This is a genomic window from Bacillus licheniformis DSM 13 = ATCC 14580 (assembly GCF_000011645.1).
Lineage (GTDB): Bacteria > Bacillota > Bacilli > Bacillales > Bacillaceae > Bacillus > Bacillus licheniformis.
Window position 1 is genome coordinate 981,446 of sequence record NC_006270.3, and the last position, 26,065, is coordinate 1,007,510.

The 26,065-nt window shown below is 47.3% G+C and carries 24 protein-coding genes; 20 read left to right on the plus strand and 4 right to left on the minus strand.

What is annotated here, in order from left to right; all coding sequences use genetic code 11:
• Positions 1–45 precede the first annotated feature (45 nt).
• Positions 46–3,666, plus strand: a complete 3,621-nt coding sequence (locus tag TRNA_RS26375; protein ID WP_011197683.1) for a 5'-nucleotidase C-terminal domain-containing protein — start codon at positions 46–48, stop codon at positions 3,664–3,666.
• Positions 3,663–4,253: a class D sortase gene (locus tag TRNA_RS26380; RefSeq protein WP_003180063.1), complete on the plus strand. Its 591-nt coding sequence runs from the start codon at positions 3,663–3,665 to the stop codon at positions 4,251–4,253. The genes TRNA_RS26375 and TRNA_RS26380 overlap by 4 nt, the downstream gene beginning before the upstream one ends.
• Positions 4,254–4,335: 82 nt before the next feature.
• Here TRNA_RS26380 and TRNA_RS26385 read toward each other — a convergent pair whose 3' ends face one another.
• Complete coding sequence (locus TRNA_RS26385) at positions 4,336–5,253, minus strand: RluA family pseudouridine synthase (RefSeq protein ID WP_003180064.1); 918 nt, start codon at positions 5,251–5,253, stop codon at positions 4,336–4,338.
• Between the two features lie 112 nt (positions 5,254–5,365).
• On the opposite strand from TRNA_RS26385, the gene TRNA_RS26390 reads away from it, so the two are divergent.
• From TRNA_RS26390 to TRNA_RS26420, 7 genes are all read left to right on the plus strand, one after another.
• Positions 5,366–5,734 (plus strand): YhcU family protein, encoded by a 369-nt coding sequence (locus tag TRNA_RS26390; protein ID WP_003180066.1) that lies wholly within the window; start codon positions 5,366–5,368, stop codon positions 5,732–5,734.
• A gap of 189 nt (positions 5,735–5,923) precedes the next feature.
• Complete coding sequence (locus TRNA_RS26395) at positions 5,924–6,328, plus strand: CBS domain-containing protein (protein ID WP_369878925.1); 405 nt, start codon at positions 5,924–5,926, stop codon at positions 6,326–6,328.
• 138 nt (positions 6,329–6,466) lie between these two features.
• Positions 6,467–7,129, plus strand: a complete 663-nt coding sequence (locus TRNA_RS26400; protein ID WP_003180071.1) for an HAD family hydrolase — start codon at positions 6,467–6,469, stop codon at positions 7,127–7,129.
• Positions 7,130–7,150: 21 nt separating this feature from the next.
• Positions 7,151–8,689, plus strand: coding sequence for a bifunctional GNAT family N-acetyltransferase/carbon-nitrogen hydrolase family protein (locus TRNA_RS26405; RefSeq protein WP_003180073.1), 1,539 nt, complete (start codon positions 7,151–7,153; stop codon positions 8,687–8,689).
• 335 nt (positions 8,690–9,024) lie between these two features.
• Positions 9,025–10,653: a ribosomal protection-like ABC-F family protein gene (gene abc-f, locus TRNA_RS26410; protein WP_011197685.1), complete on the plus strand. Its 1,629-nt coding sequence runs from the start codon at positions 9,025–9,027 to the stop codon at positions 10,651–10,653.
• Between the two features lie 248 nt (positions 10,654–10,901).
• On the plus strand, positions 10,902–11,702 hold the full coding sequence (locus TRNA_RS26415; protein WP_003180078.1) for a formate/nitrite transporter family protein: 801 nt from the start codon (positions 10,902–10,904) through the stop codon (positions 11,700–11,702).
• Between the two features lie 566 nt (positions 11,703–12,268).
• Positions 12,269–13,180, plus strand: coding sequence for an AEC family transporter (locus TRNA_RS26420; protein ID WP_003180080.1), 912 nt, complete (start codon positions 12,269–12,271; stop codon positions 13,178–13,180).
• Positions 13,181–13,286: 106 nt separating this feature from the next.
• Here the strand turns inward: TRNA_RS26420 and TRNA_RS26425 are convergent, their stop codons facing one another.
• Complete coding sequence (locus TRNA_RS26425) at positions 13,287–14,279, minus strand: quinone oxidoreductase family protein (RefSeq protein ID WP_003180082.1); 993 nt, start codon at positions 14,277–14,279, stop codon at positions 13,287–13,289.
• Positions 14,280–14,455: 176 nt separating this feature from the next.
• Here TRNA_RS26425 and TRNA_RS26430 point away from each other — a divergent pair, with 176 nt between their 5' ends.
• From TRNA_RS26430 to TRNA_RS26475, 10 genes are all read left to right on the plus strand, one after another.
• Complete coding sequence (locus TRNA_RS26430; RefSeq protein ID WP_003180084.1) at positions 14,456–15,013, plus strand: glycerol-3-phosphate responsive antiterminator; 558 nt, start codon at positions 14,456–14,458, stop codon at positions 15,011–15,013.
• A gap of 229 nt (positions 15,014–15,242) precedes the next feature.
• The gene (locus TRNA_RS26435; protein WP_003180086.1) at positions 15,243–16,058 is read left to right on the plus strand and encodes an MIP/aquaporin family protein; all 816 of its coding nucleotides are present in this window, start codon (positions 15,243–15,245) and stop codon (positions 16,056–16,058) included.
• A gap of 42 nt (positions 16,059–16,100) precedes the next feature.
• The gene (glpK, locus tag TRNA_RS26440) at positions 16,101–17,591 is read left to right on the plus strand and encodes a glycerol kinase GlpK (RefSeq protein ID WP_003180088.1); all 1,491 of its coding nucleotides are present in this window, start codon (positions 16,101–16,103) and stop codon (positions 17,589–17,591) included.
• A gap of 146 nt (positions 17,592–17,737) precedes the next feature.
• On the plus strand, positions 17,738–19,405 hold the full coding sequence (gene glpD, locus TRNA_RS26445; RefSeq protein WP_009328987.1) for a glycerol-3-phosphate dehydrogenase: 1,668 nt from the start codon (positions 17,738–17,740) through the stop codon (positions 19,403–19,405).
• 184 nt (positions 19,406–19,589) lie between these two features.
• Entirely contained in the window at positions 19,590–21,338 is a 1,749-nt protein-coding gene (locus TRNA_RS26450; protein WP_003180092.1) for a phospho-sugar mutase, read from the plus strand.
• Positions 21,339–21,459: 121 nt separating this feature from the next.
• Entirely contained in the window at positions 21,460–21,918 is a 459-nt protein-coding gene (locus TRNA_RS26455; protein ID WP_003180094.1) for a DUF6773 family protein, read from the plus strand.
• Positions 21,919–21,939: 21 nt separating this feature from the next.
• On the plus strand, positions 21,940–22,137 hold the full coding sequence (locus TRNA_RS26460) for a helix-turn-helix transcriptional regulator (RefSeq protein ID WP_003180095.1): 198 nt from the start codon (positions 21,940–21,942) through the stop codon (positions 22,135–22,137).
• Positions 22,138–22,256: 119 nt separating this feature from the next.
• The gene (locus tag TRNA_RS26465) at positions 22,257–23,405 is read left to right on the plus strand and encodes a GAF domain-containing sensor histidine kinase (protein ID WP_003180097.1); all 1,149 of its coding nucleotides are present in this window, start codon (positions 22,257–22,259) and stop codon (positions 23,403–23,405) included.
• On the plus strand, positions 23,393–24,046 hold the full coding sequence (locus tag TRNA_RS26470) for a response regulator (RefSeq protein ID WP_003180099.1): 654 nt from the start codon (positions 23,393–23,395) through the stop codon (positions 24,044–24,046). The genes TRNA_RS26465 and TRNA_RS26470 overlap by 13 nt, the downstream gene beginning before the upstream one ends.
• Before the next feature lie 4 nt (positions 24,047–24,050).
• Positions 24,051–24,569, plus strand: a complete 519-nt coding sequence (locus TRNA_RS26475; RefSeq protein WP_003180101.1) for an NADPH-dependent FMN reductase — start codon at positions 24,051–24,053, stop codon at positions 24,567–24,569.
• 29 nt (positions 24,570–24,598) lie between these two features.
• Here the strand turns inward: TRNA_RS26475 and TRNA_RS26480 are convergent, their stop codons facing one another.
• Positions 24,599–24,847, minus strand: coding sequence for a YhdB family protein (locus TRNA_RS26480; protein ID WP_003180102.1), 249 nt, complete (start codon positions 24,845–24,847; stop codon positions 24,599–24,601).
• A gap of 202 nt (positions 24,848–25,049) precedes the next feature.
• Here TRNA_RS26480 and TRNA_RS26485 point away from each other — a divergent pair, with 202 nt between their 5' ends.
• Positions 25,050–25,370 carry a YqzG/YhdC family protein gene (locus tag TRNA_RS26485; protein WP_011197686.1) on the plus strand — a complete coding sequence of 107 codons (321 nt, stop codon included), beginning with the start codon at positions 25,050–25,052 and terminating at the stop codon, positions 25,368–25,370.
• 30 nt (positions 25,371–25,400) lie between these two features.
• Here the strand turns inward: TRNA_RS26485 and nsrR are convergent, their stop codons facing one another.
• On the minus strand, positions 25,401–25,832 hold the full coding sequence (gene nsrR / locus TRNA_RS26490) for a nitric oxide-sensing transcriptional repressor NsrR (RefSeq protein WP_003180105.1): 432 nt from the start codon (positions 25,830–25,832) through the stop codon (positions 25,401–25,403).
• Positions 25,833–26,065: the final 233 nt, after the last annotated feature.

Here is a 26,065-nt window from a genome sequence, read left to right on the forward strand (position 1 = left end):
TCATCAGATAAATTTGACAGGAAGCAAAAAACGGGAGGCGAATATATGGTCAATGTTGTAAAGAGCCGTTTTATGGCTGGTTTGACAATCACGTTTATGATGATTGCGTCTTTTTTGACGCCGTTTGCGGACGTAACGCACGCTTCAGAAACGATTTCAGTAGAAGAAGCCATTAAGCATAACGAAGGGCATGCAGCCGTTGAAGGCTATGTCGTCGGGCACACAATATCGAGCGGCCATTATCGTTTCAGCGGAAATTTCGCTAACGATTATAACGTCGCAATCGCTGATAAAAAGGAGGAAACATCACCTGAGAACATACTCCCCGTGCAGATACCCGCACCTTTCAGAGACCAGTTCGGTTTAAAGACAAACCCTCATCTCATCGGAAAAAAACTCATCATCGAAGGCGAACGCACTACATATTTTAATTCCCCGGGTTTGAAATCTGTTCAATCCATCACATTTTCCGGAGACGATGCACCGTCTGCCCAGCCGGAGACCAAAACGATAGCCGAAGCGCGCAAGCTTTTAAATGAAACGGTCAAAATCAAAGGAATCGTCACTGCCGATCAGGCGGCTGTCGGAGGAGGAAAGCTGTCCACATTTATCCAGGACGATACGGCGGGAATCAATATCTATTCCGCTGCGCAAGGCGATTTTCCGGAACTAAAAGAGGGTATGTCTGTTTCGGTCACGGGGAAAATCACGACATACAAAGGCTTGACAGAAATCGTACCCGCACCGTCAGGCATTGAAGTAACCGGAGAAGGGGCGGCACTGCCCGACCCTGTTCCGCTGACTATTAAAGATGTGCTCGATCAGGGAACCGCAGCTGAATACGAAGGCCGGCTTGTGAGGATGAAAGGCTTTATTGAAACAAAGCCGGATGCGCCGGCAGGCGGCGGCTATAATATCACAATGATCGATGAAAACTATCATCCGCTCACACTAAGGGTGATGGAACAAACGAATGCCGCCGCTTCGATAGAACAAGGACAATGGTACGAGATTACCGGCATATTAAGCCGCTATGATTCGGTGCAGCTTCTGCCGAGAAAACAGGAGGATCTTCGGAAATTAGACGGCGCCGCGCATCCTCCCCCCGCTGCTGAAGGGGAATACGAAAGCGTTGTGGAACGAGTCGTCGACGGGGATACGATCCACTTAAAAGAGCCTGTTCTCGGATCTACAAAAGTCCGCTATGTCAACATAGATACAGCCGAAACTTATCATAAGCCGAAAAATGAATTAGATGAAAACCAGCTGCAGCACGGAAACAAGGCGAAGGAATATTTGCAGTCGATATTGGCCCCGGGAGACAAAGTCACCGTGAAAGTGGGCAAGGAAGCAAAAGACAGCTACGGCCGCCTGCTTGCCCAAGTCATCACTGAAGACGGCGTCAATACGAATTTGCAGCTTGTCCAAAAGGGGATGGCTGTAACCTACTTCATTTGGCCGGTTGGAAGTGATGAAGACTATCAATTGTTTCAAAACGCCGTCAAAAAGGCGAAAGGCGATAAAATCGGCATTTGGAATCCCGCTGATCCGCTCCTCGAAATGCCGTTTGAATTTCGCGACAGGGAGCAAGGCAAAGGGCTGACGCGGCATGTCGGAGACTCTGCGGAAAATACGTATGTCGCGCCTGAAAAGTGGCGGGAGATTCCGGTGGAAAGACGAATTTTCTTTGCGTCGGCTGAAGAAGCGGAAGCTGCGGGCTATTCGAAAAAAGAGCAAAGCGGCAATATTCCGCTGCGCCTGTTAAGCATGAATGATCTGCACGGAAAGATCGATCAGCAATATCAGCTCGATCTAAACGGCGATGGCCGGACGGATGGAACATTCGGCAGGATGGATTATGCAGCATCATTGATCAAAGAGAAAAAAGCCGAGCAGGAAAACACGCTGATCGTCCACGCAGGCGATATGATCGGAGGAAGCTCGCCGGTTTCTTCCCTGCTTCAGGACGAGCCGACAGTTGAAGTCATGGAGGAAATCGGATTTGATGTAGGAACCGTCGGGAACCATGAGTTTGATGAAGGGACCGAAGAGCTGCTGCGCATGTTGAACGGAGGCGAACACCCTGAAGGCAAAGGGACAAAAGGTTACGACGGACAGGATTTCCCGCTTGTCTGCGCCAATTGCAAGTTGAAGGCAAGCGGGGACAGCTTTCTTCCTCCATATGAAATTATTGAAGTTGAAGGAGTGCCTGTCGCTTTTATCGGCGTTGTGACACAGGCGGCCGCCAATATGGTCATGCCAGAAGGAATTCGCTCAATTGAATTTACAGATGAAGCAAAGGCCGTCAACCAGGCTGCAAAAGAACTGAGAGCGAAAGGTATCCGGGCAATAGCGGTGCTCGCCCATATGACAGCTTCACAGGACGGCGGGGTTGTGACCGGCGAATCAGCCGAACTTGCTAAAAAAGCAGATCCCGAGATCGATGTCATCTTTGCCGGCCACAATCATGAAGTGGTCAACGGCCAAGTCAATGATATTTTAATCGTTCAAGCATACGAATACGGGAAGGCAATCGGTGTCGTCGATCTTGAAATCGACCGGGAAACGAAAGACATCGTTCACAAGAAAGCGGAAATCGAATATGTGAATCAGGAAAATCTCAAGCCCGATCCGGCGGTCGGTCAGATACTGGATAAATATGAGCGGATGGTTGCGCCGATCATCAGCGAGAAAGTCGGTGAGGCTGCGCACGATATGGCCGGCGGCTATTCAAATGACGGAGACACCCCTCTCGGGAATCTGATTGCTGACGGTATGCGGCAAGCGATGAATTCAGATTTCGCATTAATGAACGGGGGCGGCATCCGCCAAGATTTAAAAAAAGGAACGATTACATGGGGAGACTTGTTCAATATCCAGCCTTTCGGCAATGTACTCGTCCGGCTTGAAATTAAAGGCAGGGATTTATACGATATTATAGACGCGCAAATATCCCCATCTTACGGCCCGGATTACTCGATCAGCGGCTTCGCTTATACATGGGACCCGAAAACAAATAAAACCGCGGCTATTTTTCTTGAAGACGGAACACCGATTGATTTAGACCAAACATATACGCTGACCGTAAACAACTTTATGGCATCTGCTTCAGGAAGCAAGTATTTGCCGATTTCCAGGCTTGGAAAAAATCCGGTCACAGGTCCGGAAGATATCGAAGCCACAGTCAAATTTGTCAAAAGCTTTAAAGAACCGATCGCTTATACTGCCGAAGGGCGAATCAAAAAATTAGCAGAAGATGATTCGCGTCCGGGAGAACAGCCCGGACGCGGGGCTGATCCAGATGACAAAGAAAAACCCGGAAGCGGAGGCGCTGATCCGAATGACGAAGAAAAACCGTCTGGTGATAAGGGCGATGGGGGGAAACCCGGCAATGACACCGGAGAAAGTCCGGTTCATGACGGTACCGGCAATGCTTCAAGGAGCGGCGCTATTCCTGTTGCGGGCATGACGACCGGTGAAGGATCAGATGCGCCTGCGGAGAAGATGGACGGTCTGTCAAATGATGCGTTTCTGCCAGACGAGCGTGAAGAGCGCAAGCTACCCGATACGGCGGCAGCTTACGGCGGTTTCCTTTTATACGGCTTCCTGACGTTTATGTTCGGAGCGATTCTTTATATGCGGAAAAGGGGTATTGCGAGACTATGAAAGTCAAGATGTTATCGTTTCTGCTGATGATAGCGGGGCTTGCCACTTTTGCATACGGCGGCTGGAAAATATTCGATATGAACAGACAGACGGATCTTTCTTTAACTGAAGCAAAAGAAGCCATTGCATCGAGTCAATCCGCCCGTTCGGCTAAGCACCCATCGGCGCCCGCTTCATTTAAGCCCGCCGCCGGCGAAGCGGCAGGCATACTCCATATTCCCAAACTGGGCGCAGAGCTTCCCATCGTTGAAGGGACCAGTCCCGATGATTTGGAAAAAGGCGTCGGTCATTATAAAGGCAGCTATTATCCAAAACAAAACGGGCAAATTGTTCTTTCAGGCCACAGGGATACGGTTTTTCGCAGAACAGGGGAGCTGGAAATCGGAGATAAGCTGAAAATCGAGCTTCCATACGGAAGCTTCGAATATGAAATCACACACACGAAAATTGTTGACCAAAGTGACACGTCCATCATCACGCTGCAGCGTGAAAAAGAAGAGCTGCTGTTAACGACATGCTATCCGTTTTCTTATATCGGAAATGCGCCTGAGCGCTATATTATTTATGCAAAGCCGCTGAAAGGATGACAAAATCCCAAAACAAAAAGCCGTTTTGGGATTTTGTCAACAATCTGTAAGGCTGTCCCATCGAGGACAGCTTTTTTACCGTTTAATCAACCGTGCCGAACAGTCGTCCGATTTCGTCTTTTAAATCATCCGGAAGCGGTGCCGCGACAGTGACACGTTCTTTTGTGATCGGATGGGTGACATTGATCTCGATTGCGTGAAGAGCCTGTCTCTGAAAAAGCCCCTTTGAACCGCCGTATAAGGTGTCGCCTGACAAAGGATGACCGATGCTTGCAAGGTGAACGCGTATTTGGTGGGTTCGGCCTGTCTCCAGCTGAAGTCTGCACAGTGTAACATCGTGACGGCTGTCATATCCTTTCGATTCAAAATGGGTGACAGCGGGCTGTCCGGAATGGGACACCCTTCTTCTGACGGGGTGGTGCTTGTCTCTGCCGATTGGCGCCGAAATGGTTCCCGTTTTTTTTCTGAATTTCCCTTCCGCTACGGCTACATATGTCCGCGCCAGTTCTTTTCTTTGCAGCTGTTCGTCTAAAAGCGCGTGGGCGAGGCGGTGCTTTGCAAAAACGACAGCGCCGCTCGTATCCTTGTCCAGACGGTGGACGTGCCGGACTTTTCGCTCCTCCCCGTTCATTTGAAAATAAAACGCCACAAGGTTGCTCAGCGTGCCGGTCTGGCCGGCTTCATTCGGATGAGTCGCCATTCCCGCCGGCTTATTGACAATAAGCATGTGATCATCTTCAAACAGGACGGGAAGTTCCCCGTATTCAGGGACGATTCCGCTTTCTTCCTCCTCTCTGAGATCGATCATCACGCTGTCTCCGCTCTCCAGCCGAACGTTATGATTCACCGATTTATGATTCACTTTAACTTTCTCGTTTGCGATCCAGTATTGAATGACAGGCTTCGATGCTTTCGCCTCTCTTTTTAAATATGCATATAAAAGTTCGCCGTGATGCCGTATGTCTGCACTGAAGAATAAGCCGTGATTTTTTTGGTTCATTTTTACTGCTCCTTTCTGTAAAAAGCGTTCAGGAATTAGGAAACACTTACCTCCACAGCCCATTGTTTATGTATGCTATTCTGTTTGAAGAGATTTGAACAAGGGATGAAGGGTGATCGATTTGCGAATTGTAAAGGCAGCAACTGAAGAACAAGAAATTTATATCGAAGAGCTTGTATCAGAGCTGTATCAAATATTTCCATTGTACTTGAATAAACAAAAAATAAAAGAACTCAAAAAGCAGGGCGCGCTTCAATTGAAAGAGGATGAATACAAAGGAACGCTCGATGAAGCGTTTCAGATTATGACAAGCCTGCAATTGATCCATGCATTATTAACTAAGGCGAAGCGCAAGTGGGTGCTCAAAGACCGTGATCTGTTCGATAAAAATAGCCGCAAGCTGAATGACTGCGGTCTGTACTTCCCTCTAACATCTGCCGACTTTCATATCGTGAATACCGAGAATAAAATGCTGATGTAAAAAGCCGGCTAACTGAAGTGAAAGAGCTTGTTCCAAATCGGAAAAAGCTCTTCTTTTTATGAAAAGATGATATAAGAAAAAAGCGGAAAACACAATGAAATGGTGCCAACTTCCTTTTTAGCATGTGCATGACCTGTACATACTAACAACCGAAAGGGGTGCAGTCTATTGACGACAATCAGCAATGCGATGTCTAGACAAGTGGCGACAATTTCTTCCAATCAAACGGTTCAAGAAGCGGCTGAGTTGATGAGCCGCCATAATGTAGGTGCGATTCCGGTCGTAGATCAAGGCGTATTAAAAGGCATGATCACAGACCGTGATATCACGCTCAGAACGACAGCGGAAGGCCAGGACGGACAGACACCTGTTTCAAACGTCATGACAACAAATGTTGTTTCAGGAAATCCGAACATGAGCCTTGAAGAAGCATCACAGCTGATGGCTCAAAGCCAAATCCGCCGTCTCCCGATCGTCGAAAACAACCATTTAGTCGGCATTTTGGCGCTCGGGGATCTGGCGGTAAACGAATTGTCCAATGAATCTGCCGGACAGGCGCTTGCGAACATTTCCACTCCGGCACGGACTCAGTAAGAACGGAAGAGCTTGCCTCTTACAGCAGGCTCTTCTTCATTTATACATACCGGTTTTTAGTGTCTTCTCTTTTCAAGGAGCGGCAAGAAGGATACAATGAATGGTGCAAACAGTCAAAAGGAGTTGGGCTAAAGCGCAATGATTAAAGCAGTGATTTTTGATTTTGACGGTCTTATTTTAGATACAGAAACGCACGAATATGAAGTGCTCCAGGAAATTTTTGAAGAGCACGGCTCAGAGCTGCCAATGTCGGTTTGGGGAAATGTCATCGGCACGGCCGCCGGATTCCAGCCGTTTTCTTATCTGGAGGAACAGCTGCAAAAAAAACTGGACCATGAACAACTAACGAAATTGAGACAAGAGCGTTTTACGAAAAGAATGGAAAATGAAAAAGCGCGCCCAGGTGTGGAAGCTTATTTGTCCGCGGCGAAAGAGCTCGGTTTAAAAATCGGGCTGGCGTCAAGCTCAGATTATAAATGGGTGTCCCAGCATTTAAAACAAATCGGTCTGTACGATGATTTCGAATGCATCAGAACGGCCGATGATGTTGAGGAAGTCAAACCGAACCCGGAACTCTATTTGAAAGCGGCGGAATGCCTCGGTGTGAAGCCTGAGGAGTGCATTGCATTCGAAGACTCTGTCAACGGATCAATCGCCGCGAAAAGAGCCGGAATGAAATGTGTCATTGTACCGAATAAAGTAACGAAAAGCCTGCTGTTCGAGCATTATGACCACCGCCTGGAATCAATGGCGGAAATGGAGCTGGAACAGCTGATCGAAAAAATCTCCGATCCATCATAAAAGCCAGAGGAGGAATGGGACGTGTCCGAAAAACTGGATCTTTCCCGCTTTGAAAAAAAGATCGTCATCCGCAATATTGAAGAAAAAGATATCGACAGCATCATCGGGCTTCAAGAGCTTTGTTTTCCGGGAATGATCCCATGGAAACGGGAGCATCTGGAAAGCCATTTGGAACACTTCCCGGAAGGCCAGTTTTGCGCAGAGCTTGACGGAGAAGTGATCGGTTCCTGTTCAAGCCTGTTGATCAACTTTGATGAATATGACGACAGACATACATGGCAGGATATTACAGACGACGGGTATATTACGAATCACAATCCCGACGGCTTAAACATGTACGGCATCGAGGTCATGGTTCATCCCGAATACAGACGGATGAAGATCGGCCACCGTCTCTATGAAGCGCGAAAAGATCTGGCAAGGCGCTTGAATTTAAAGAGCATTATCATCGGCGGCAGAATTCCGAACTATCATAAGTACGCTTCCGAGATGACGCCGAGGGAGTATGTCGAACAGGTCATCCACCACCAGATATATGATCCGGTCCTTTCGTTCCAGCTGCTGAACGGATTCACCATGATGCGGATCAACCCGAACTATCTCCCGGATGACAGAGCATCAAGCAAATATGCGACATTGATGGAGTGGAATAATGTCGACTACTTGCCGCAGACGAAGCGCTATTACAAATCAGCTTTTCCGGTGAGAATATGCGTGATTCAATATGAAATGAAGCAGATCCATTCCTTCGAGGAGTTCGCCAACCAAGTCGAATACTATGCAGATGTGGCTTCAGACGCAGGAGCGGATTTTGCCGTCTATCCGGAAATCTTTACGACGCAGCTGATGTCGTTTCTGGAAGAGCGCTCACCGAGCCTGGCCGTTCAGCGGATTACCGAATATACAGAAGACTATATCAGCCTGTTCACAGACCTTGCCGTTAAATACAATGTCAACATTATCGGCGGTTCCCACTTCGTTGAAGAAGAAGGAAAGATCTACAATATCGCTTACTTGTTCAGAAGGGACGGAACCATCGAAAAGCAATATAAGCTCCATATTACCCCGAATGAACGAAAATGGTGGGGCATCAGCAGGGGGGACGAAGTGCGCGTCTTTGACACAGACTGCGGCAAAATCGCGATCCAGATCTGCTATGACATCGAGTTTCCGGAGCTAGGCAGAATCGCAACCGAAAAAGGGGCCAAGATTATTTTTACCCCTTTCTGCACGGAAGACCGCCAAGGCTATTTGCGAGTCAGGTACTGCGCTCAAGCAAGAGCGGTTGAAAACCAGGTGTACACGGTTATTTCCGGAACGGTCGGCAATCTGCCGCAAACCGAAAATATGGATATTCAATACGCGCAATCCGCGATTTTCGCTCCTTCAGATTTTGAATTTGCAAGGGATGGAATCGTCGGCGAATGCAATCCGAACATTGAGATGGTGGTCATCGGCGATGTCGACCTGGAAATTCTCAGAAGACAGCGGCAGGACGGAACGGTCCGGCAGCTCAAGGACAGACGCCATGACATCTACAGGATTCATTATAAAAAATAGCAGATTCGGGTGCCGGCCGCTTGAGGCCGGCTTTTTCCTGTTGACTTTCAGCTTTATTTTTCATATATTGTAACTATTAAAAGGAGGTGGAAAAGATGAATCAAACTGGTAAGCGCATGACGGATATGCAAGCCCATCTGTATATTTGTCGCGCGATTTTTTCCGGGGAATGCGTATTACGGGATCAGTCTGCCCTTTTTTACACATTCAATTGGAAAAAATACCAGTGAGAGACATCTGCCCACAATCGGATTTTCTGATGCTGACGGCGGGGTGTAAGCTCTGCCGTCTTTTTAATGCTCGGTGTCTCTTCACGGGATGCGGAGGAAAGATGGATGATTATATGCAGTTTGCAACATGTCGGTCAAACTTACGGAGGACATACGATTTTCAACGGGCTGTCATGGGACCTGCACCAAGGGGAGCGCGTCGGTCTGATCGGACGAAATGGGGAAGGGAAAACGACGTTGTTGAAGCTGATCAGCGGCCAAATGAAACCTGATGAAGGTCTTGTGACATGGAAAAAAGGATTATCAACAGGGCTCTTGGAGCAGAATCCCGCATGGGACGGCAGCAAAACGGTAAAAGAGCTGCTGTATGATGTTTTTTCATCATTATGGAACACACAGCAGAAGCTTTCCCGGATCGAACGTCAATTGGCGGTTGAAAAGGACGCGGAAAAACTCAGATTCCTTTTGGAAAAGTACGGGGCTTTGCAGGATGAATTTCAGCGAAAAGGCGGCTACGGCATCAGCGCGCAAATCGAACGGGTGGCGCACGGCTTGAATATCGAGCGGCTATTCGATGCCGAGTGGCGGGAGTTAAGCGGAGGCGAACGGACGAAAGCGGGTCTTGCAAGGCTTCTCCTGTCAGCTCCGGATCTGCTTTTGCTGGATGAGCCGACAAACCATTTGGATTTAACATCGATCGAATGGCTGACGTCTTTTTTAAAGCAGTACAAAGGTACTGCGGTCATTGTGTCGCATGATCGCTATTTCCTGGATGAATCGGTTACTTCGATTCTCGAAATCGACCAAGGAGAGCTTCACTTTTCAAAAGGCGGCTATACACACTATGCTGATGAACGGGAAGAGCGCCTTATGAGAGAATTTCATGACTATCAGGATCAGCAGAAGAAAATCAAAAAAATGAAGGAAACAATCAAGCGGCTGAAGGAATGGGCGAATCGCGCCAATCCTCCGAATGACGGCCTGCACCGAAGAGCGAAAAGTATGGAAAAAGCTTTGGAGCGCATGGAGAAGGTGAAAAAACCCGTTCTGGAACGCAAAAAGATCGACTTAGTTTTCAGCATGGATGAACGAAGCGGAAAAGATGTTGTCAGGCTTGAGGATGTCTGCAAAAGCTTCGGTGAGCGGCAGCTTTTTGACAATCTCAGTATGCATGTCCGTTTTCAGGAGCGCGCCGCCATCGTCGGAGAGAACGGCAGCGGCAAAACGACGCTGCTCAACATCATCAGCGGAAAGGAAACGCCGGACAGCGGTGACGTGCAGCTTGGCAGCAATTTATCGGCCGCATATCTGACTCAGCATGTCGGTGAAATGGAGGAAGAGCGCACCGTTTTAGCCGAATTCCGTGAACATGTTTCTGCATCAGAAGGCGAAGCCAGAATGATGCTTGCAAAGTTTTTGTTTTTCGGCCAATCCGTCTTCCGAAAAGTGAAAGATTTAAGCGGAGGCGAACGGATGCGGCTTCGCTTGGCACAGCTCGTTCACCAAAATCATAATGTGCTGATCCTCGATGAGCCGACAAACCATTTGGACATCGAATCTAAGGAGATGCTTGAAGAAGCATTAAGCCAATTTCAAGGGACGATTATTGCGGTTTCGCATGACAGGTACTTTCTTGACCGGCTTTTCAATGTCATCTGGTGGCTTGACGGCAGAAAACTCGTCAAGTATGAAGGAAACTATACATTCGCAAGGGAGAAGCGGCAGCAGGGTTGACACATTTTTATCACATTTGATAAGATGTTGCTACAGTTATAGAAGACAAAAGCAATGGAATGTATGCACGAACTGTATATATTCTCTTTCAATATTTTAATTCTGCTTGATTTTGTTGTATGGGTATGCATACAAGTTAGGCAGCATTCGAACGCCTGTTGACACAGGTTATTTGAGTGCTGCCTTTTTTTATTGTCTTTCTGCCATAACTGTGAGAAAAGAAGGGATAATGGAGGGGTTTAGTTAGTATGGCTTTTCGAAAACCGGATGAAATAGCGAATGCAGCAATTGAAGCAGGGATGAAAAAAGTACAGCTCCCGCTGCCGTCTCTGCTTGTATTGGGGTTTTTAGGCGGCGCATTTATCGCGCTTGGTTATTTGCTTGATATCAGGGTAATCGGCGACCTGCCGAAAGAATGGGGAAGCCTGTCCAGCCTGATCGGAGCTGCCGTATTTCCTGTCGGTCTGATACTGGTGGTGCTCGCTGGCGCTGAATTGATCACAGGGAATATGATGTCCGTTGCGATGGCTTTATTTTCAAGAAAAATATCACTAAAACAATTGGCGGTTAACTGGGGAATCGTCACGATTATGAACTTAATCGGCGCACTGTTTGTTGCTTACTTTTTCGGACATTTGGTTGGATTGACTGAAACAGGCCCTTATTTAGAAAAAACGATCGCCGTTGCACAAGGAAAACTAGATATGAGCTTCGGCAAGGTTCTCATTTCCGGCATCGGCTGTAACTGGCTTGTATGTCTTGCGGTATGGCTTTCTTTCGGCGCACAAGACGGAGCAGGGAAAATCCTTGGCATCTGGTTCCCAATTATGGCGTTTGTGGCCATCGGATTTCAGCACGTTGTCGCCAACATGTTTGTGATTCCCGCAGCCATTTTTGCAGGCTCATTCACCTGGGGGCAGTTTATCGGAAACATCATTCCTGCTTTTATCGGCAATGTCATCGGCGGAGCGGTGTTTGTCGGTCTCATTTATTTTATTGCATATCCTAAGAAAGACCGCTCCAGAAAAGAAATGAAGCAGGTATCATGAACAAAGGGCAAATCCGCTCGATAAAACATAAAAACGCCATTTTTATAAAAAGATGATTAAAAATAGAAATTGGCGGTATGTCCCGCAGGCAGTAGAGGCATTGGTGTCTTCTTTTGTCTGCGGTTTTTATTTGCCTGCGGCAGCTTCGGTTGAAGCGGATTTGAGAGGGGCTGAGCGATATGATGATTAACAAACGGTTTAAAAATCCGTAAGAATTCGAACCGAGATCAGCTACAGTACGACTGATCCGGAAAGTGGAGGGGTTTTTACTTAGACCACCGAACAACGGATATGGACATTCGCCGATGCCTATGTCCCGCCTGGAAATGCCCATGATTTCTGTGCCCTGTCTTGACCGGTTGGATCACCAAATTGCTCCTCACAGCCGCATGCCAGAACATGAAGTAGATTGCATTTACCTAGCCAAGCGGAGTTAGGTATGTGGGAGCTCTTACTGTATTTAAAATCCGATGAATACCTAGAGAAACACCGTTGAAAACAAACGGGTTTTTCTATATGATTGATAGTATTAATGAGAACGGTTATACATAAAAAGAAGGTGCATCATGGAGTTTCTGTTTGTTTTACTGCCGGTTTTCGGGATATTTGCGATCGGGTTCATCGGACAAAAGCTGCTTCATTTTGATATTCAGAACCTATCGAAAATGTCCCTGTATTTAATGTCTCCGTTTTTAGCGTTTGATACGTTTTATGAGAACAAGCTGACGATGGATTATATTTATATGTCTGTCTATTGTCTCGGCCTCTGTTTAACTTTGATTCTATTTGTCTACCTCATTTCATATGTTCACGGATATTCCAATCAGGAGCGGTGCGCTCTCGTTTTATCATCCGCTTTCATGAATAACGGAAACTACGGAACTCCCGTCGTCCTGCTTGTCTACGGCACGGCCGGGCTTGATATCGCCGTTGTGCTGATGGTTCTTCAGCAGCTTGTCATGAGCACGATTGGCATGTATTACGCAGCGAAAGGAAGCCCAGAAGCGGGCGGATTTAAAATCGTGATGACGAGGGTTATCCGGATGCCGGTCGCATACGGTGCGCTGCTCGGCATATGCTTTCAGCTGGGGCATATTTCGATTCCCGAACAGTTAATGACAGGAATTAAATTGGTGGGAGATGCCGCGATTCCGACGATTATGATTATTCTCGGCATGCAGCTTGCGGTGATTTCCTTTCAACATATCGAATACCGGAAAATTTCTTACTCGCTTTTGCTGAAATTATTCGTGTCTCCGCTCATTGCCCTGGGGTTTGCGCTGATTCTTCCGGTCGACGGGCTGGTCAAACAGATCATGGTGTTGGCGGCGGCCATGCCGACGGCGGCGAACACGACTTTGATGGCCGTACAGTTTGAAACAAAGCCGGAAATCGTTTCAAGCGCGACTTTTATCAGTACAATGCTCAGCATCGCCACCCTTCCGGTGGTGCTGTGGCTGCTTTCATTATGGGGCTGACCTGAATTTTTCTTTCAGGCGGCCTTTTTTCTGGCGATAACAAAGGGAAGCTTGCACCGCTTAAAAAACGGCGGCTGATGACAAGGGAAGCCGCCGTTTCCTGAGTTTACCCGTCTATTTGCAATGCGATATTTCCAAACTGCTCCCCGTCTTTCATCCGTTTAAAGGCCGGAACCGCTTCTGATAAAGGAAATACTTGATCGATCACCGGCTTAAGGGAATGGCGTTCGATAAAATCAATCATTTGCCGAAATTCTTCGAGGCTGCCCATCGAAGTGCCGATGATGCTGATCTGCGGGAAAAAGAGCGAGCGCAGCGGAAGCTGGATACTTTCTCCAGAGCTGGCACCGAAAATGACGATCCTTCCGTTCGGTTTAATGACATCGAAATAATTTGCAAAAGTGGCGGGACCGATGCTGTCGAGAATTAAATCGACCCGTTCCCCATCCAAGCTTTCCTTCCACAGGCCGCGGCTGTCAATTGCGAAGTCCGCCCCATAGCGGAGCGCTTCTTTTCTTTTTTCTTCGCTTCGGGAGGTTACAATCACCCGCGCGCCCGCGGCCTTTGCCATGAGCAGCGCATTTGTGGCGACGCCTCCGCCGGCTCCCGGTATGAGAATGTGTTCGCCTTTTTCTAAATGTCCTTTCGTAAATAAAGCCCTGTAAGCGGTCAGAGCGGATAAAGGCAGGACGCCTGCTTCCTCCCAGGAAAGGTGCGCCGGCTTTTTCAACACGTGCTTCGCCGGGACGATGACATGCTCTGCGAAAGTCCCGTCAGAGGGGCCGCCGAGAATGTCCGGCACTTGCGGAACGGAATCCGTATATTCCCAGCCGATGCTCGGATTGATGATCACCTCTGTATGAACGGCGAGGTCCCGAACGCCTTCACCTGTCTCTTCGATCATACCTGCTCCGTCGGATCCGGGAATAAACGGGGCATCGCCTGCCTTTCTGGACTGAAAAAGGAACAAGTCGCGGTGGTTCAGCCCGGCTGCTTTCAGCCTGATTTTGACTTCACCGGGGCCGGGCGTTTTGTCGGAAACGTCTGTATATTTCAGCCCTGAAAGGCCCTTGATTCCTTCATGGATGATCGCTTTCATAAAAAAATTCCCCCCATTCGAGTTGGTTGTGTTAAATTATGGACATGAATGAAGGTAAATGTAAAATGATTTGCCCGGGGCCGCTTAGAGGCCTTCTGTTTTATAAAGGATTGCAATGAGGCGGAAATTCCATTAGTGTAATACAGAAGCAAGCTAGCAAGTGAAGGAGATGGAACATGAGTTTTCACGATCAAAATATTTTACCTGCGGTACGCAATATGAAGCAGTTCGATACATTCCTGGACAGCCCTTTTTCATACGGGGTGCTGCTTGACATCCATCTTGGACAGCTGGGAGGCGTGATCAGCGCGGCAAGATCCCATGGGAAAAAAATGTTTGTTCACGTCGATCTGATCCAAGGAATTAAGCATGATGAATACGGTGCGGAATTCATTTGCCAGGAAATGAAACCGGCGGGCATTCTTTCTACGAGATCAAGCGTTATCGCCAAAGCAAAGCAGAAGAAAGTGTATGCGATCCAGCGCATGTTTTTAATAGACACAAGCGCCATGAAGAAGAGCATTGAATTGGTGAAAAAGCACAGACCCGACTATATAGAAGTGCTTCCCGGAGTAGTGCCGGAATTGATCAGGGAAGTCAAAGAAATAACCGGCATTCCGATCTTTGCGGGCGGGTTTATCCGTACCGAAAAAGACGTCGAGCAGGCGCTTGCAGCAGGGGCGTCCGCAGTCACCACCTCAGACACTGATTTATGGAAAAAATACTGGAACTAAAAATTTAAAATGTGAAAAATTATTGACAACGCTTTCACTATACGATACGATCTTACTAAGTTAATACATTGTGACGGAGACCCGGAGACCACAGCAGTTCTTTACTCAGTATGATGTAAAGAAAGTTTGCTGTGTTTTTTTATGGTCTTTTAGACACAGTGGAGAAGGTGAACTTATGGCGTTCATCTATTAGAATAATACTTCATAATAGATTTTAGGAGGGATAGCCTTGACAGCATTTTGGGGGGAAGTTATCGGAACGATGCTGCTCATCGTCTTTGGAGCTGGAGTTTGTGCAGGAGTTAATTTGAAAAAATCGCTGTCCCATCAATCCGGATGGATTGTGATCGTCTTCGGCTGGGGGCTTGGCGTGGCCATGGCGGTATATGCCGTCGGCGGCATCAGCGGAGCGCATTTAAATCCGGCCGTTACATTGGGGCTGGCATTTGTCGGAGATTTTCCTTGGGAAGAAGTGCCTTCATATATTTTGGGACAGATGATCGGCGCATTTTTAGGAGCGGTGCTCGTTTTTCTTCACTACTTGCCGCACTGGAAAGAAACCGAGGATCAAGGCGCGAAGCTTGGAGTATTTTCGACAGGTCCGGCGATTCCAAATACATTTGCAAACCTGTTCAGTGAAACATTGGGGACTTTTATTCTCGTTCTCGGACTTTTAACGATCGGTGCAAACAAGTTTACTGACGGACTGAATCCTCTTGTTGTCGGATTTCTGATCGTGGCGATCGGTATCTCGCTCGGCGGAACAACAGGCTATGCGATTAACCCTGCCCGCGATCTGGGGCCGAGAATTGCCCATTTTGTCCTTCCGATTGCAGGCAAAGGGAGTTCAAACTGGAAGTACGCGTGGATCCCTGTTTTAGGACCGGCGCTTGGCGGTTCATTTGCAGGCGTTTTTTACAACGCCGTATTCAAAGGGCATATCACAAACACATTTTGGATTGTAAGCGTTATACTAGTTGTGATATTGTTAGGTTTCTATATTCATATGAAAAAACAAGCAGTTGATCAATCGGTCAACATTTAAAAAAAACGCAATCTTAACAGACATATAAGGGGGAGTTTCAAAATGGAAAAGTACATTTTGTCTCTTGATCAAGGCACCACAAGCACAAGGGCGATTGTTTTCAACAAAGCAGGCGAAATCGTCCATATTGCGCAAAAGGAATTCCGGCAATATTTTCCAAACCCTGGCTGGGTTGAACACAATGCAAACGAAATCTGGGGCTCTGTTCTGTCGGTGATCGCTTCAGCGCTTTCAGAATCGGGGATCGAAGCCGGACAAATTGCCGGAATCGGGATCACAAACCAGCGGGAAACGACCGTGGTTTGGGATAAACATACCGGCAAACCGGTCTACAACGCGATTGTGTGGCAGTCCCGCCAATCGGCTGAGATATGCCAGGAATTAAAAGAGAAAGGCTATGAAGAGACGATCAGAGAAAAAACAGGGCTTTTAATCGATCCTTATTTTTCAGGCACGAAAGTGAAATGGATCCTGGATCATGTGGAAGGGGCAAGGGAGAAAGCCGAAAACGGCGACCTTCTCTTCGGTACGATCGATTCTTGGCTGATCTGGAAAATGTCCGGCGGAAAAGCGCATGTGACAGATTATTCAAACGCCTCAAGAACATTGATGTTCAACATCTATGACCTAAAATGGGATGATGAACTTCTCGATATTCTCGGCGTGCCGAAATCGATGCTTCCGGAAGTCAAGCCTTCATCGCATGTATACGCTGAAACGGTCGATTATCATTTCTTCGGCAAAAACATTCCGATTGCAGGTGCAGCCGGCGACCAGCAGGCAGCATTGTTCGGGCAGGCTTGCTTTGAAGAAGGAATGGTTAAGAACACGTATGGAACAGGCTGCTTTATGCTGATGAACACCGGCGAGAAAGCGATTAAATCAGAGCACGGCCTGCTGACGACAATCGCTTGGGGCATCGACGGAAAGGTGGAATATGCGCTGGAAGGCAGCGTCTTCGTCGCGGGTTCCGCTATTCAATGGCTGCGTGATGGGCTGAGAATGTTTAAAGACGCCAAAGAAAGTGAAAAATACGCTGTAAGAGCAGAATCTGCCGATGGTGTTTATGTGGTCCCTGCATTTGTAGGTTTAGGCACGCCTTATTGGGACAGCGATGTCCGCGGCGCTGTATTCGGACTGACCCGGGGTACGACGAAAGAGCATTTTATCAGAGCAACGCTTGAAGCGCTTGCCTATCAAACGAAAGACGTGCTGGACGCAATGAAGGAAGACTCCGGGATCCCGGTTAAAACGCTGAGAGTCGACGGCGGAGCTGTCAAAAACAACTTCCTGATGGATTTTCAGGGCGACATTTTAGATGTCCCTGTAGAACGTCCTGAAATCAATGAAACAACAGCGCTTGGTTCAGCCTATTTAGCGGGCCTTGCTGTCGGCTTCTGGAGCGATCGTTCCGAGATCAAAGACCAGTGGCAGCTTGACAAACGTTTTGAACCGAAAATGGAAGAAAAAGAGCGTGAGAGCCTGTACAACGGGTGGAAGAAAGCTGTAAATGCAGCTAGGGCTTTTAAATAAGCTGCATGTATGTTACAATCTAATTAAGTTAATAGAAACGGTTGGAGAAGAGGAGAGACCGCAGACACCAAAGCAGTATCAGCGCTTTGGATGTTTGTGGTCTCTTTTTCTATTTTTTACCGTGACAACAAGGGAGGACATGAAACATGGAATCATTATTTTCAAGCCGTAAACGGGACGACATTTTACAGAATATGACAAAGCAGAAGTATGACGTGTTTATTATCGGCGGAGGTATTACTGGGGCAGGGACGGCATTGGATGCCGCATCGCGCGGAATGAAAACGGCGCTTTGCGAAATGCAGGACTTTGCAGCCGGAACGTCAAGCCGTTCCACGAAACTTGTACACGGCGGGCTTCGCTATTTAAAGCAATTTGAAGTGAAAATGGTAGCCGAGGTCGGCAAAGAGCGGGCGATCGTCTATGAAAACGGGCCGCACGTTACAACGCCCGAATGGATGCTGCTTCCGATGCATAAGGGAGGGACTTTCGGCAAATTCAGCACTTCAATCGGACTGAGGGTGTACGACTTTTTGGCAGGCGTCAAAAAAGCTGAGCGGAGGAGCATGCTGACTGCCGAAGAAACGCTTCAAAAAGAGCCGCTCGTGAAAAAGAACGGCCTGAAGGGCGGCGGCTATTATGTCGAATACCGGACGGATGATGCCAGATTGACGATCGAAGTCATGAAAGAAGCCGTTAAATTCGGAGCCGAGGCCGTCAATTATGCAAAAGTAAGCGATTTTATATATGAAAACGGCAAGGTCACCGGCGTGGTCATTGAAGACGTCTTCACGAAAAAAACGTACCGCGTCTACGCGAAAAAAATTGTCAATGCCGCGGGGCCGTGGGTCGACCGTCTGCGGGAAAAAGACCATTCAAAAGAAGGCAAACACCTTCAGCATACAAAAGGCGTGCATCTTGTTTTTGATCAATCGGTCTTTCCTTTAAAACAAGCCGTTTATTTTGATACGCCTGACGGCCGCATGGTGTTCGCCATTCCGAGAGACGGAAAGGCATATGTCGGCACAACAGACACCGTCTACAACGAGAATTTGGAACACCCTCGAATGACGACAGCAGACAGGGATTATGTCATCAATGCAATCAACTATATGTTCCCTGAACTTGGAATCAAAGCCGAAGATGTCGAATCAAGCTGGGCTGGCCTCAGACCGCTGATTCATGAAGAAGGAAAAGACCCGTCCGAGATTTCCCGAAAAGATGAGATCTGGACTTCTGAATCCGGACTGATCACGATCGCCGGCGGAAAGCTGACAGGCTACAGAAAAATGGCTGAGCATATCGTCGATCTTGTCAGAGACCGATTAAAAGAAGAGGGCGACAGAGACTTCGGGCCTTGCAGAACAAAAACGATGCCGATTTCAGGCGGCCATATCGGCGGCTCCAAAAATCTGGAGGCTTTTATTCAAGCGAAAGCAGCCGAAGGGATTGAGGCCGGACTGTCCGAAGAGACGGCCAAACAAATCGCCGCACGATACGGTTCGAACGCAGACCGCCTGTTTGATCGTATTCCATCGCTGAAAGATGAAGCAGCAAAACGCCGCATCCCTGTCCATGTACTAGCAGAAATGGATTACGGGATCGAGGAAGAAATGGCAGCCGTCCCGGCAGACTTCTTCGTCCGCAGAACCGGTGCGCTGTTCTTTGACATCAATTGGGTCCGCACTTACAAAGAGAGCCTTACGGACTACATGAGCGAGAAGCTGAACTGGGATGGCGAAACGAAGGCCCGGCATGTCAAGGCATTGGAAGGACTACTACACGATGCTGTTGTCCCGCTGGAAAGCAAATGATTTATTAGGTCAAATAACCTTGGTGAATTTTCGTTAATAATCAATCGAATGGCCCGGCGTGAGGCTGTCTTGAACAGGCAGCCTCATTTTTTTCATTTGGCATGCTAAATTTGGACAAAGCGGCGGTTTGTCGATATGATAAAAGAAAAGCTGCAATTACTTAGCTAGAACATTGGAGGTAATCATGAGCTGGAGAACGAGCTATGAACGCTGGAGAAACAAAGAAAACTTAGATTCCGAATTAAAAGCGCTTCTTTTGGAAGCGGAAGGAAATGAAAAAGAACTAGAGGATTGCTTTTATAAAAAACTTGAGTTTGGTACAGCCGGTATGCGCGGTGAGATCGGACCGGGCCCGAACCGCATGAACGTTTATACGGTTCGCAAAGCATCGGCGGGCCTTGCCGCATACATAGGAGCGAACGGCGGCGAAGCAAAAAAGCGCGGCGTTGTGATCGCGTACGATTCCCGCCACAAATCGCCTGAATTTGCAATGGAAGCTGCTAAGACGCTCGCAGAAAACGGCGTTCAAACGTACGTGTTTGACGAACTGCGCCCGACACCTGAACTTTCCTTTGCGGTAAGAGAACTGAATGCGTTTGCAGGTATTGTCATCACGGCGAGCCATAACCCGCCTGAATACAACGGCTATAAAGTGTACGGAGAGGACGGCGCGCAGCTTCCGCCTGCTGATGCCGACAAACTCACCGGCTATGTCAATGCGATAGAAAACGAACTGGAAATCGAAGCCGGAGATGAAGCTGCTTTAACCGAAAAAGGGCTGATTAAAATAATCGGCGAGGAAATCGATCAAGCGTATCTCGATAAACTGACATCGATTTCTGTCAACCCTGATCTGGCAAAGGAGACCGAAGTCAAAGTCATCTTCACCCCGCTTCACGGCACGGCAAACAAGTCTGTCAGACGGGGCCTGAAAGCTCTCGGGTATGAACATGTCACAGTCGTCCCCGAACAGGAGCTCCCTGACCCTGACTTTTCGACCGTATCTTCTCCGAATCCGGAAGAGCACGCCGCTTTTGAATATGCGATCAGACTAGGAGAAGAAAATGGAGCCGACATTCTGATCGGAACCGATCCAGACGCAGACCGGCTCGGCGTCGCTGTAAAGGATCAAGAAGGCCGCTACGTAGTGCTGACAGGAAATCAAACCGGCGCGCTGCTCCTGCATTATCTGCTGTCGCAAAAACAGCAGAAAGGCATGCTGCCTGATAACGGCGTCGTTCTGAAAACGATTGTGACGAGCGAAATGGGGCGCGACATCGCCGCTTCTTTCGGACTGGACACGATCGACACGCTGACCGGCTTTAAATTCATCGGAGAAAAAATCAAACAATTTGAAGCATCGGGCGAATATGCTTTCCAATTCGGTTATGAGGAAAGCTACGGCTACTTGATCGGCGACTTCGCAAGGGACAAGGATGCCGTCCAGGCCGCACTGCTTGCCGTTGAAGTATGCGCCTTCTATAAAAAGCAGGGAAAATCGCTTTATGACGGGCTCCTCGAATTGTATAAATCGTTCGGCTTCTATAGAGAAGGCTTGAAGTCCCTGACCTTAAAAGGAAAAGAGGGAGCGGAGCAAATCGCAGCCATCCTCAGCACATTCAGAGAACAGCCGCCTCTTTCCATCGCCGGAAAAGATGTCGTATCCGCCGAAGACTATTTGACAGGGAAGCGGACGCTGCTAAAGGAAAACAAAAGGGAAACGATCGACCTTCCGAAATCCAATGTTTTGAAATATTTCCTTGAAGACGGCTCATGGTTCTGCCTCCGTCCATCAGGAACAGAGCCTAAAGTGAAATTTTATTTCGCGGTCAAAGGCCGAACCAATGAAGAAAGCGAAGCGCTTCTCAATCAATTGACAGACGAAGTGATGAAAAAAATCGACGATATTGTAAAAGCGACCTCAAATTCGTAATCGCTGAAAACCCGCCTTTAAATGGCGGGTTTTTTTATTGTGAAGAGACGATGAATGATGTAATATATATTTAACATTAGGTCATATATAAATTGCATATTGAAAGGAGAGAATGACTGATATGAAATGGATCAAAATCGGGGATGAATACATAGAAAAGAAAATGACGCAATTTTTCAGCGAAGCCGGTACGATTGTCGCTGCCATTTTATGTTTGGATATGATCATCCGCGGCTTTATTTTAGGAAAACCTGCATCCGAATACATCATCAGTGCCATCGGTTTTGCGGTCTATGCAGGCTGGATTTTGCTCCGCTATCTTTTGTCGGGATTTGAATATCCGGAGATCGCAGGCCAATCGGCGTATCGGAAAAAAAGAAAAGAAATCGCAGCCCTCAGCCTCGCTTCCGGCCTCATATTTGCTATTTTAACGCTTCTCTTTACCGGCATACCAGAGCATCCCGGCAGTTGGGTTGACTTTATTGGTATGGTGATGTTGTTTGCATTCCTTCATTTTCTGATCAACTTTATCTCGTTGCGCAATTCCTTTCGGAAAAATCAAGATCTATTAGATGATTAAATCAAAACGGCAGGTGAGCATATGGTTAACCGGGTCAAACTCGCCCGGATCGAAAAGTCTTTGACACAAGCCCAGCTCGCCGAGCGGGTCAATGTGACAAGGCAGACGATCGGGCTGATCGAAAAAAATAAATACAATCCGACATTGCAGCTCTGCATCGCGATCGCAAAGGCATTAGACAAAACGCTTGACGATTTGTTTTGGGAAGAAAAAGCCTAAGGATGAGCTTTGCCCTTTCTCGGTCAAAAGTCTTAGAAAAGATCATCTCATGAGGGCGGGCTTTTTTTTATCAACTATCGGTATAATGAAAGAAACTCCGGTTTAAGGGGATGAAACTTTTGCGGGAAGACACACAGTTTGAAAAACTGAAAACGCTCAAAGAAATAGCGGAAACTTTAAACGAAGGGAACGATCTAAAGGAAACGCTCCATGCCGTTTTAAAGAAGCTGCTCCGCCTAACGGGACTCAAAACGGCATGGCTTTTTCTGATCGATGAAAAGGGGAGCTTTGAACTGGCTGCTTCGGCCCGCCTGCCTCAAGCCCTTTCTTACCGGCAAAACCGTTTACTATGCGAAGGAAGCTGCTACTGTCTTGAACAATACAGGGACGAAAAGCTGGACAGGGCGAAAAATATCATCCACTGCCGGCGGATTACGACGGCCATGAAACAGAAGACAGGAGATCCGGAAGGCATCACCCATCATGCAACCGTCCCGCTCAGTGACCAAAAGAAGCGGTTCGGTTTGCTGAACGTTGCGGCACCGGGCAAAATTCATTTCAGCCGCGGGGAACTGGCGCTCCTCGAAGCTGTTGCTCTGCAAATCGGGATGGCGATCAAACGGATGAGGCTTGCTGAACAACAGCAAAAACACCTGCTGCTGACCGAAAGAAACAGATTGGCTCAGGACTTGCATGATTCCGTTAATCAAATGCTTTTTTCGCTCAGCTTGACCGCTAAAGCGGCGGGGGAAATGACAGACCAGCCGGAAATCAGGGAAATGCTCGAGTTTATGCAAAATCTTTCTCATGAAGCGCTTCTTGAGATGCGGGCGTTAATTTGGCAGCTCAGGCCCCAGGGGCTGGAAGAAGGGTTAGCGGCGGCTCTTGAAAAATATGCGGAAGTGCTCGGCCTTCAAGTAATCTTCAAGCTCAGCGATGTGCTCCGTCTGCCCCCTTCTGTTGAGGAATTGATGTGGCGGCTGAGCCAGGAAGCCCTCAACAATTGCAAAAAGCATGCCGGTGCAAGCCGCATACAAGTGAAAATCAATGTATTCCAGTCGTCTGCCGTCTTGGAAATCGAAGATGACGGCAAAGGGTTTCAGTACGATCCTAATGTGGACATTCCGACGCTTGGGCTGAAAGGAATGAAGGAGCGGACGGAAAAAGCGGGCGGCACGCTTTTGATCACCTCCGCAATCGGTAAGGGGACAAAAATCCGGGCGGTTTTGCCTATGAAGGAGAAGGGGGAGGCAGGATGGAGAAGGTGAAAATCATCATTGCCGATGATCATCATATTGTCAGAAAAGGGCTCTTGTTTTTCTTCAAAACAAAAAGCGATTTTGATGTTATCGGAGAGGCTTCGACAGGTATCGAGGCGCTCGATGTCTTGCGAAAACGTGAGGCAGACATCGTATTAATGGATTTATCAATGCCTGATATGGACGGCATTGAGGCGACAAAGCGAATAAAAAAGGAATATCCGTCTGTCAAAGTCATAGCGCTGACAAGCTATGCGGACGAGAGCTATGTGATTCCCGCCATCCAGGCGGGAGCCTGTGCCTATCAGCTGAAAGACGCCGAGCCTGATGAACTTGTCGAGACGATCCGCGCAGTTTATGGCGGGAGATACTCATTGGATCCGAACATCATGTCCCACGTCTTTCACCATGTGTCACAGGCGGATGAGAAAGAAAAAATACATCAATTGACAAATAGAGAAAAAGATGTTTTATTGGAAATTACGAAAGGGAAAAGCAATAAAGAAATTGCAGCATCTTTATTTATCAGCGAAAAAACGGTAAAAACCCATGTATCCAATCTGCTTTCAAAGCTTGGCTTATCCGATCGCACGCAAGCCGCGCTTTTTGCAGTAAAACACGGACTACAACAAAATGACGGGAGAGGATGACCAAATGAAAATAACCGTAATTAGCGGAACTGCGAGAAAACAGGGCAGAACGCGGATCGCCGCTTCCTATATCGCCCGCGCTTATCAGGCTGAGCTTATCGATCTAAGCGAGTTCATCCTTCCGATTTTCAACGGAGACGAAGAGCAAAGCTCGCTGGAGAATGTTCAAAAATTGAAAGCTTCGGTCAAAGAAGCAGACGCTGTCGTTTTATTATCTCCCGAATACCACAGCGGTATGAGCGGCGCTTTGAAAAATGCACTCGATTTTTTAAGCAATGAGCAGTTCTCGGGCAAACCGGTGGCGCTTTTTGCTTGTGCAGGGGGCGGCAAAGGCGGGATGAACGCGCTCGCCAATATGCGCATTGTCGCACGCGGAGTTTATGCGAACGTCATCACAAAGCAGCTTGTGCTCGATCCGATTCATATTGATGAGGAGCACCAAACGGTTACTGAAGCAGCCAAAGCCAATATTAAAAATGTAATGGAAGAGCTTCTGCTCTTTGCCGAATTTCAAAAAGCCTGACGCCGACAGAGCGCCAGGCTTATTTTATTTTACGTAAAGACAAGCACGCCGTTTTCGTGTTCATGTCCGGAAAATGAGGCGTGATCAATATACTGCAGCAGATCATAAAGCCTTTTTTCGACAATGGCGTCATCTCTTTCAAAATTGTAGGCGTGCAAAAAATGTTCGATCCGCTTTGATAATAAATCGTCTTCTGTCCGCACCATCAGGATCAGCAGGTTGTCCCACTGCGACCGGTGCGTATAGTACAAAGCTTTGTCATAATCAGCGTAATTCAATTTCGCCACTCTCCATTCTTTCTGAGGAGTCATGCTTATTTTATGTGGCGGGGTGTTTTTTTCTCCGGGCAAAACTTGGTCTCCCTTGTTTGGCGGCCTAGAAATATGAGGATGGTATATGCAGACCGCGAAAAATGTCTGCATGACATTCGCCGTTTACGGTCAAGCTAACGTATGTACAATACATGCGGAGCGAATAGAAATGAAAAAACGATATTGCACGTACTTTTTTTGCATATTAACACTTTTATCATTCCCGGCGAAAGGCCACTTTCAAACAGATGTTTTCGATGCACCTGAACGGTGGGAAAGAATCGCCTGGAGCGCGCTTGAAGAAAAATACAAAGGCGCAAAGCTCGAGGATTATGAATATTTAGGGCGCACACAAGTAAATGATGAAGAGACAAAGGATGTCTTCAGGGTAACCGTCAATCAAGAAGGCAAATCATTTTCGGCGCACGCCGAGGTGTATTTTCATCCGGTGACCAATGCGATCATCAATGTCAATATTTTTCCCTTATAGCAAAAAAAACGAAGGAAACCGTTTCCTTCGTCAACTCAATAATTTACGTATATGGTCCTGATTCATGATAATATCTTGCAGAGTGTATTGGTCCAATACGTCCAAATAGGCGGAAAGGGCTTTGTTTAAAACATGCTTTAATCCGCAGATCGGAGAAAGTATACAATGGTTTTTTTCTCCGTTAAAACACTCGACAAGGTTAAAATCATCTTCTGTATGTCTTATGACTTCACCGATATTAATCAGTTCAGGCGCTTTTCCGAGACGAATCCCGCCGTTGCGGCCGCGGATCGTTTCAACGTAGCCAAGCTTGCCAAGCTCGTAAATCACCTTCATAAGGTGGTTTTTTGAAATGGAATAAGAATCGGCGATGTCTTTAATATTGACAAGCTCGTTTGAGTTTTTGGTTGCTAGAAAAATCAGTACCCTCAATGAGTAATCCGTATAATTTGTTAATTTCATCGCATGACCTCAATCAAACAAGTTTCCATTATCTTATCACATTTGCCTTCGATTATGAGGGTCGAGCGGAAATTGTTACAAAAATATAAAACATTCATTGATAATATTGCTTTAATTCCATTAAAAGTCTAGTATAAAGATGTATCTAAAATACATCTTTAATCAAAAGTAACAGTCCTATTTAAAAAAGATCTTATTGCACCTTTAAAGATGTATTTCAAATACATTTTTAA

Coding starts and splice junctions, on each gene's coding strand:
- TRNA_RS26485 (WP_011197686.1), top strand. CDS start 25,050: ATGAAAAAACGATATTGCACGTACTTTTTTTGCATATTAACACTTTTA.
- TRNA_RS26375 (WP_011197683.1), top strand. CDS start 46: ATGGTCAATGTTGTAAAGAGCCGTTTTATGGCTGGTTTGACAATCACG.
- TRNA_RS26420 (WP_003180080.1), top strand. CDS start 12,269: ATGGAGTTTCTGTTTGTTTTACTGCCGGTTTTCGGGATATTTGCGATC.
- TRNA_RS26395 (WP_369878925.1), top strand. CDS start 5,924: ATGTCTAGACAAGTGGCGACAATTTCTTCCAATCAAACGGTTCAAGAA.
- abc-f (WP_011197685.1), top strand. CDS start 9,025: ATGATTATATGCAGTTTGCAACATGTCGGTCAAACTTACGGAGGACAT.
- TRNA_RS26450 (WP_003180092.1), top strand. CDS start 19,590: ATGAGCTGGAGAACGAGCTATGAACGCTGGAGAAACAAAGAAAACTTA.
- TRNA_RS26380 (WP_003180063.1), top strand. CDS start 3,663: ATGAAAGTCAAGATGTTATCGTTTCTGCTGATGATAGCGGGGCTTGCC.
- glpK (WP_003180088.1), top strand. CDS start 16,101: ATGGAAAAGTACATTTTGTCTCTTGATCAAGGCACCACAAGCACAAGG.
- nsrR (WP_003180105.1), bottom strand. CDS start 25,832: ATGAAATTAACAAATTATACGGATTACTCATTGAGGGTACTGATTTTT.
- TRNA_RS26460 (WP_003180095.1), top strand. CDS start 21,940: ATGGTTAACCGGGTCAAACTCGCCCGGATCGAAAAGTCTTTGACACAA.
- TRNA_RS26455 (WP_003180094.1), top strand. CDS start 21,460: ATGAAATGGATCAAAATCGGGGATGAATACATAGAAAAGAAAATGACG.
- TRNA_RS26385 (WP_003180064.1), bottom strand. CDS start 5,253: ATGAACCAAAAAAATCACGGCTTATTCTTCAGTGCAGACATACGGCAT.
- TRNA_RS26415 (WP_003180078.1), top strand. CDS start 10,902: ATGGCTTTTCGAAAACCGGATGAAATAGCGAATGCAGCAATTGAAGCA.
- TRNA_RS26425 (WP_003180082.1), bottom strand. CDS start 14,279: ATGAAAGCGATCATCCATGAAGGAATCAAGGGCCTTTCAGGGCTGAAA.
- TRNA_RS26470 (WP_003180099.1), top strand. CDS start 23,393: ATGGAGAAGGTGAAAATCATCATTGCCGATGATCATCATATTGTCAGA.
- TRNA_RS26400 (WP_003180071.1), top strand. CDS start 6,467: ATGATTAAAGCAGTGATTTTTGATTTTGACGGTCTTATTTTAGATACA.
- glpD (WP_009328987.1), top strand. CDS start 17,738: ATGGAATCATTATTTTCAAGCCGTAAACGGGACGACATTTTACAGAAT.
- TRNA_RS26430 (WP_003180084.1), top strand. CDS start 14,456: ATGAGTTTTCACGATCAAAATATTTTACCTGCGGTACGCAATATGAAG.
- TRNA_RS26475 (WP_003180101.1), top strand. CDS start 24,051: ATGAAAATAACCGTAATTAGCGGAACTGCGAGAAAACAGGGCAGAACG.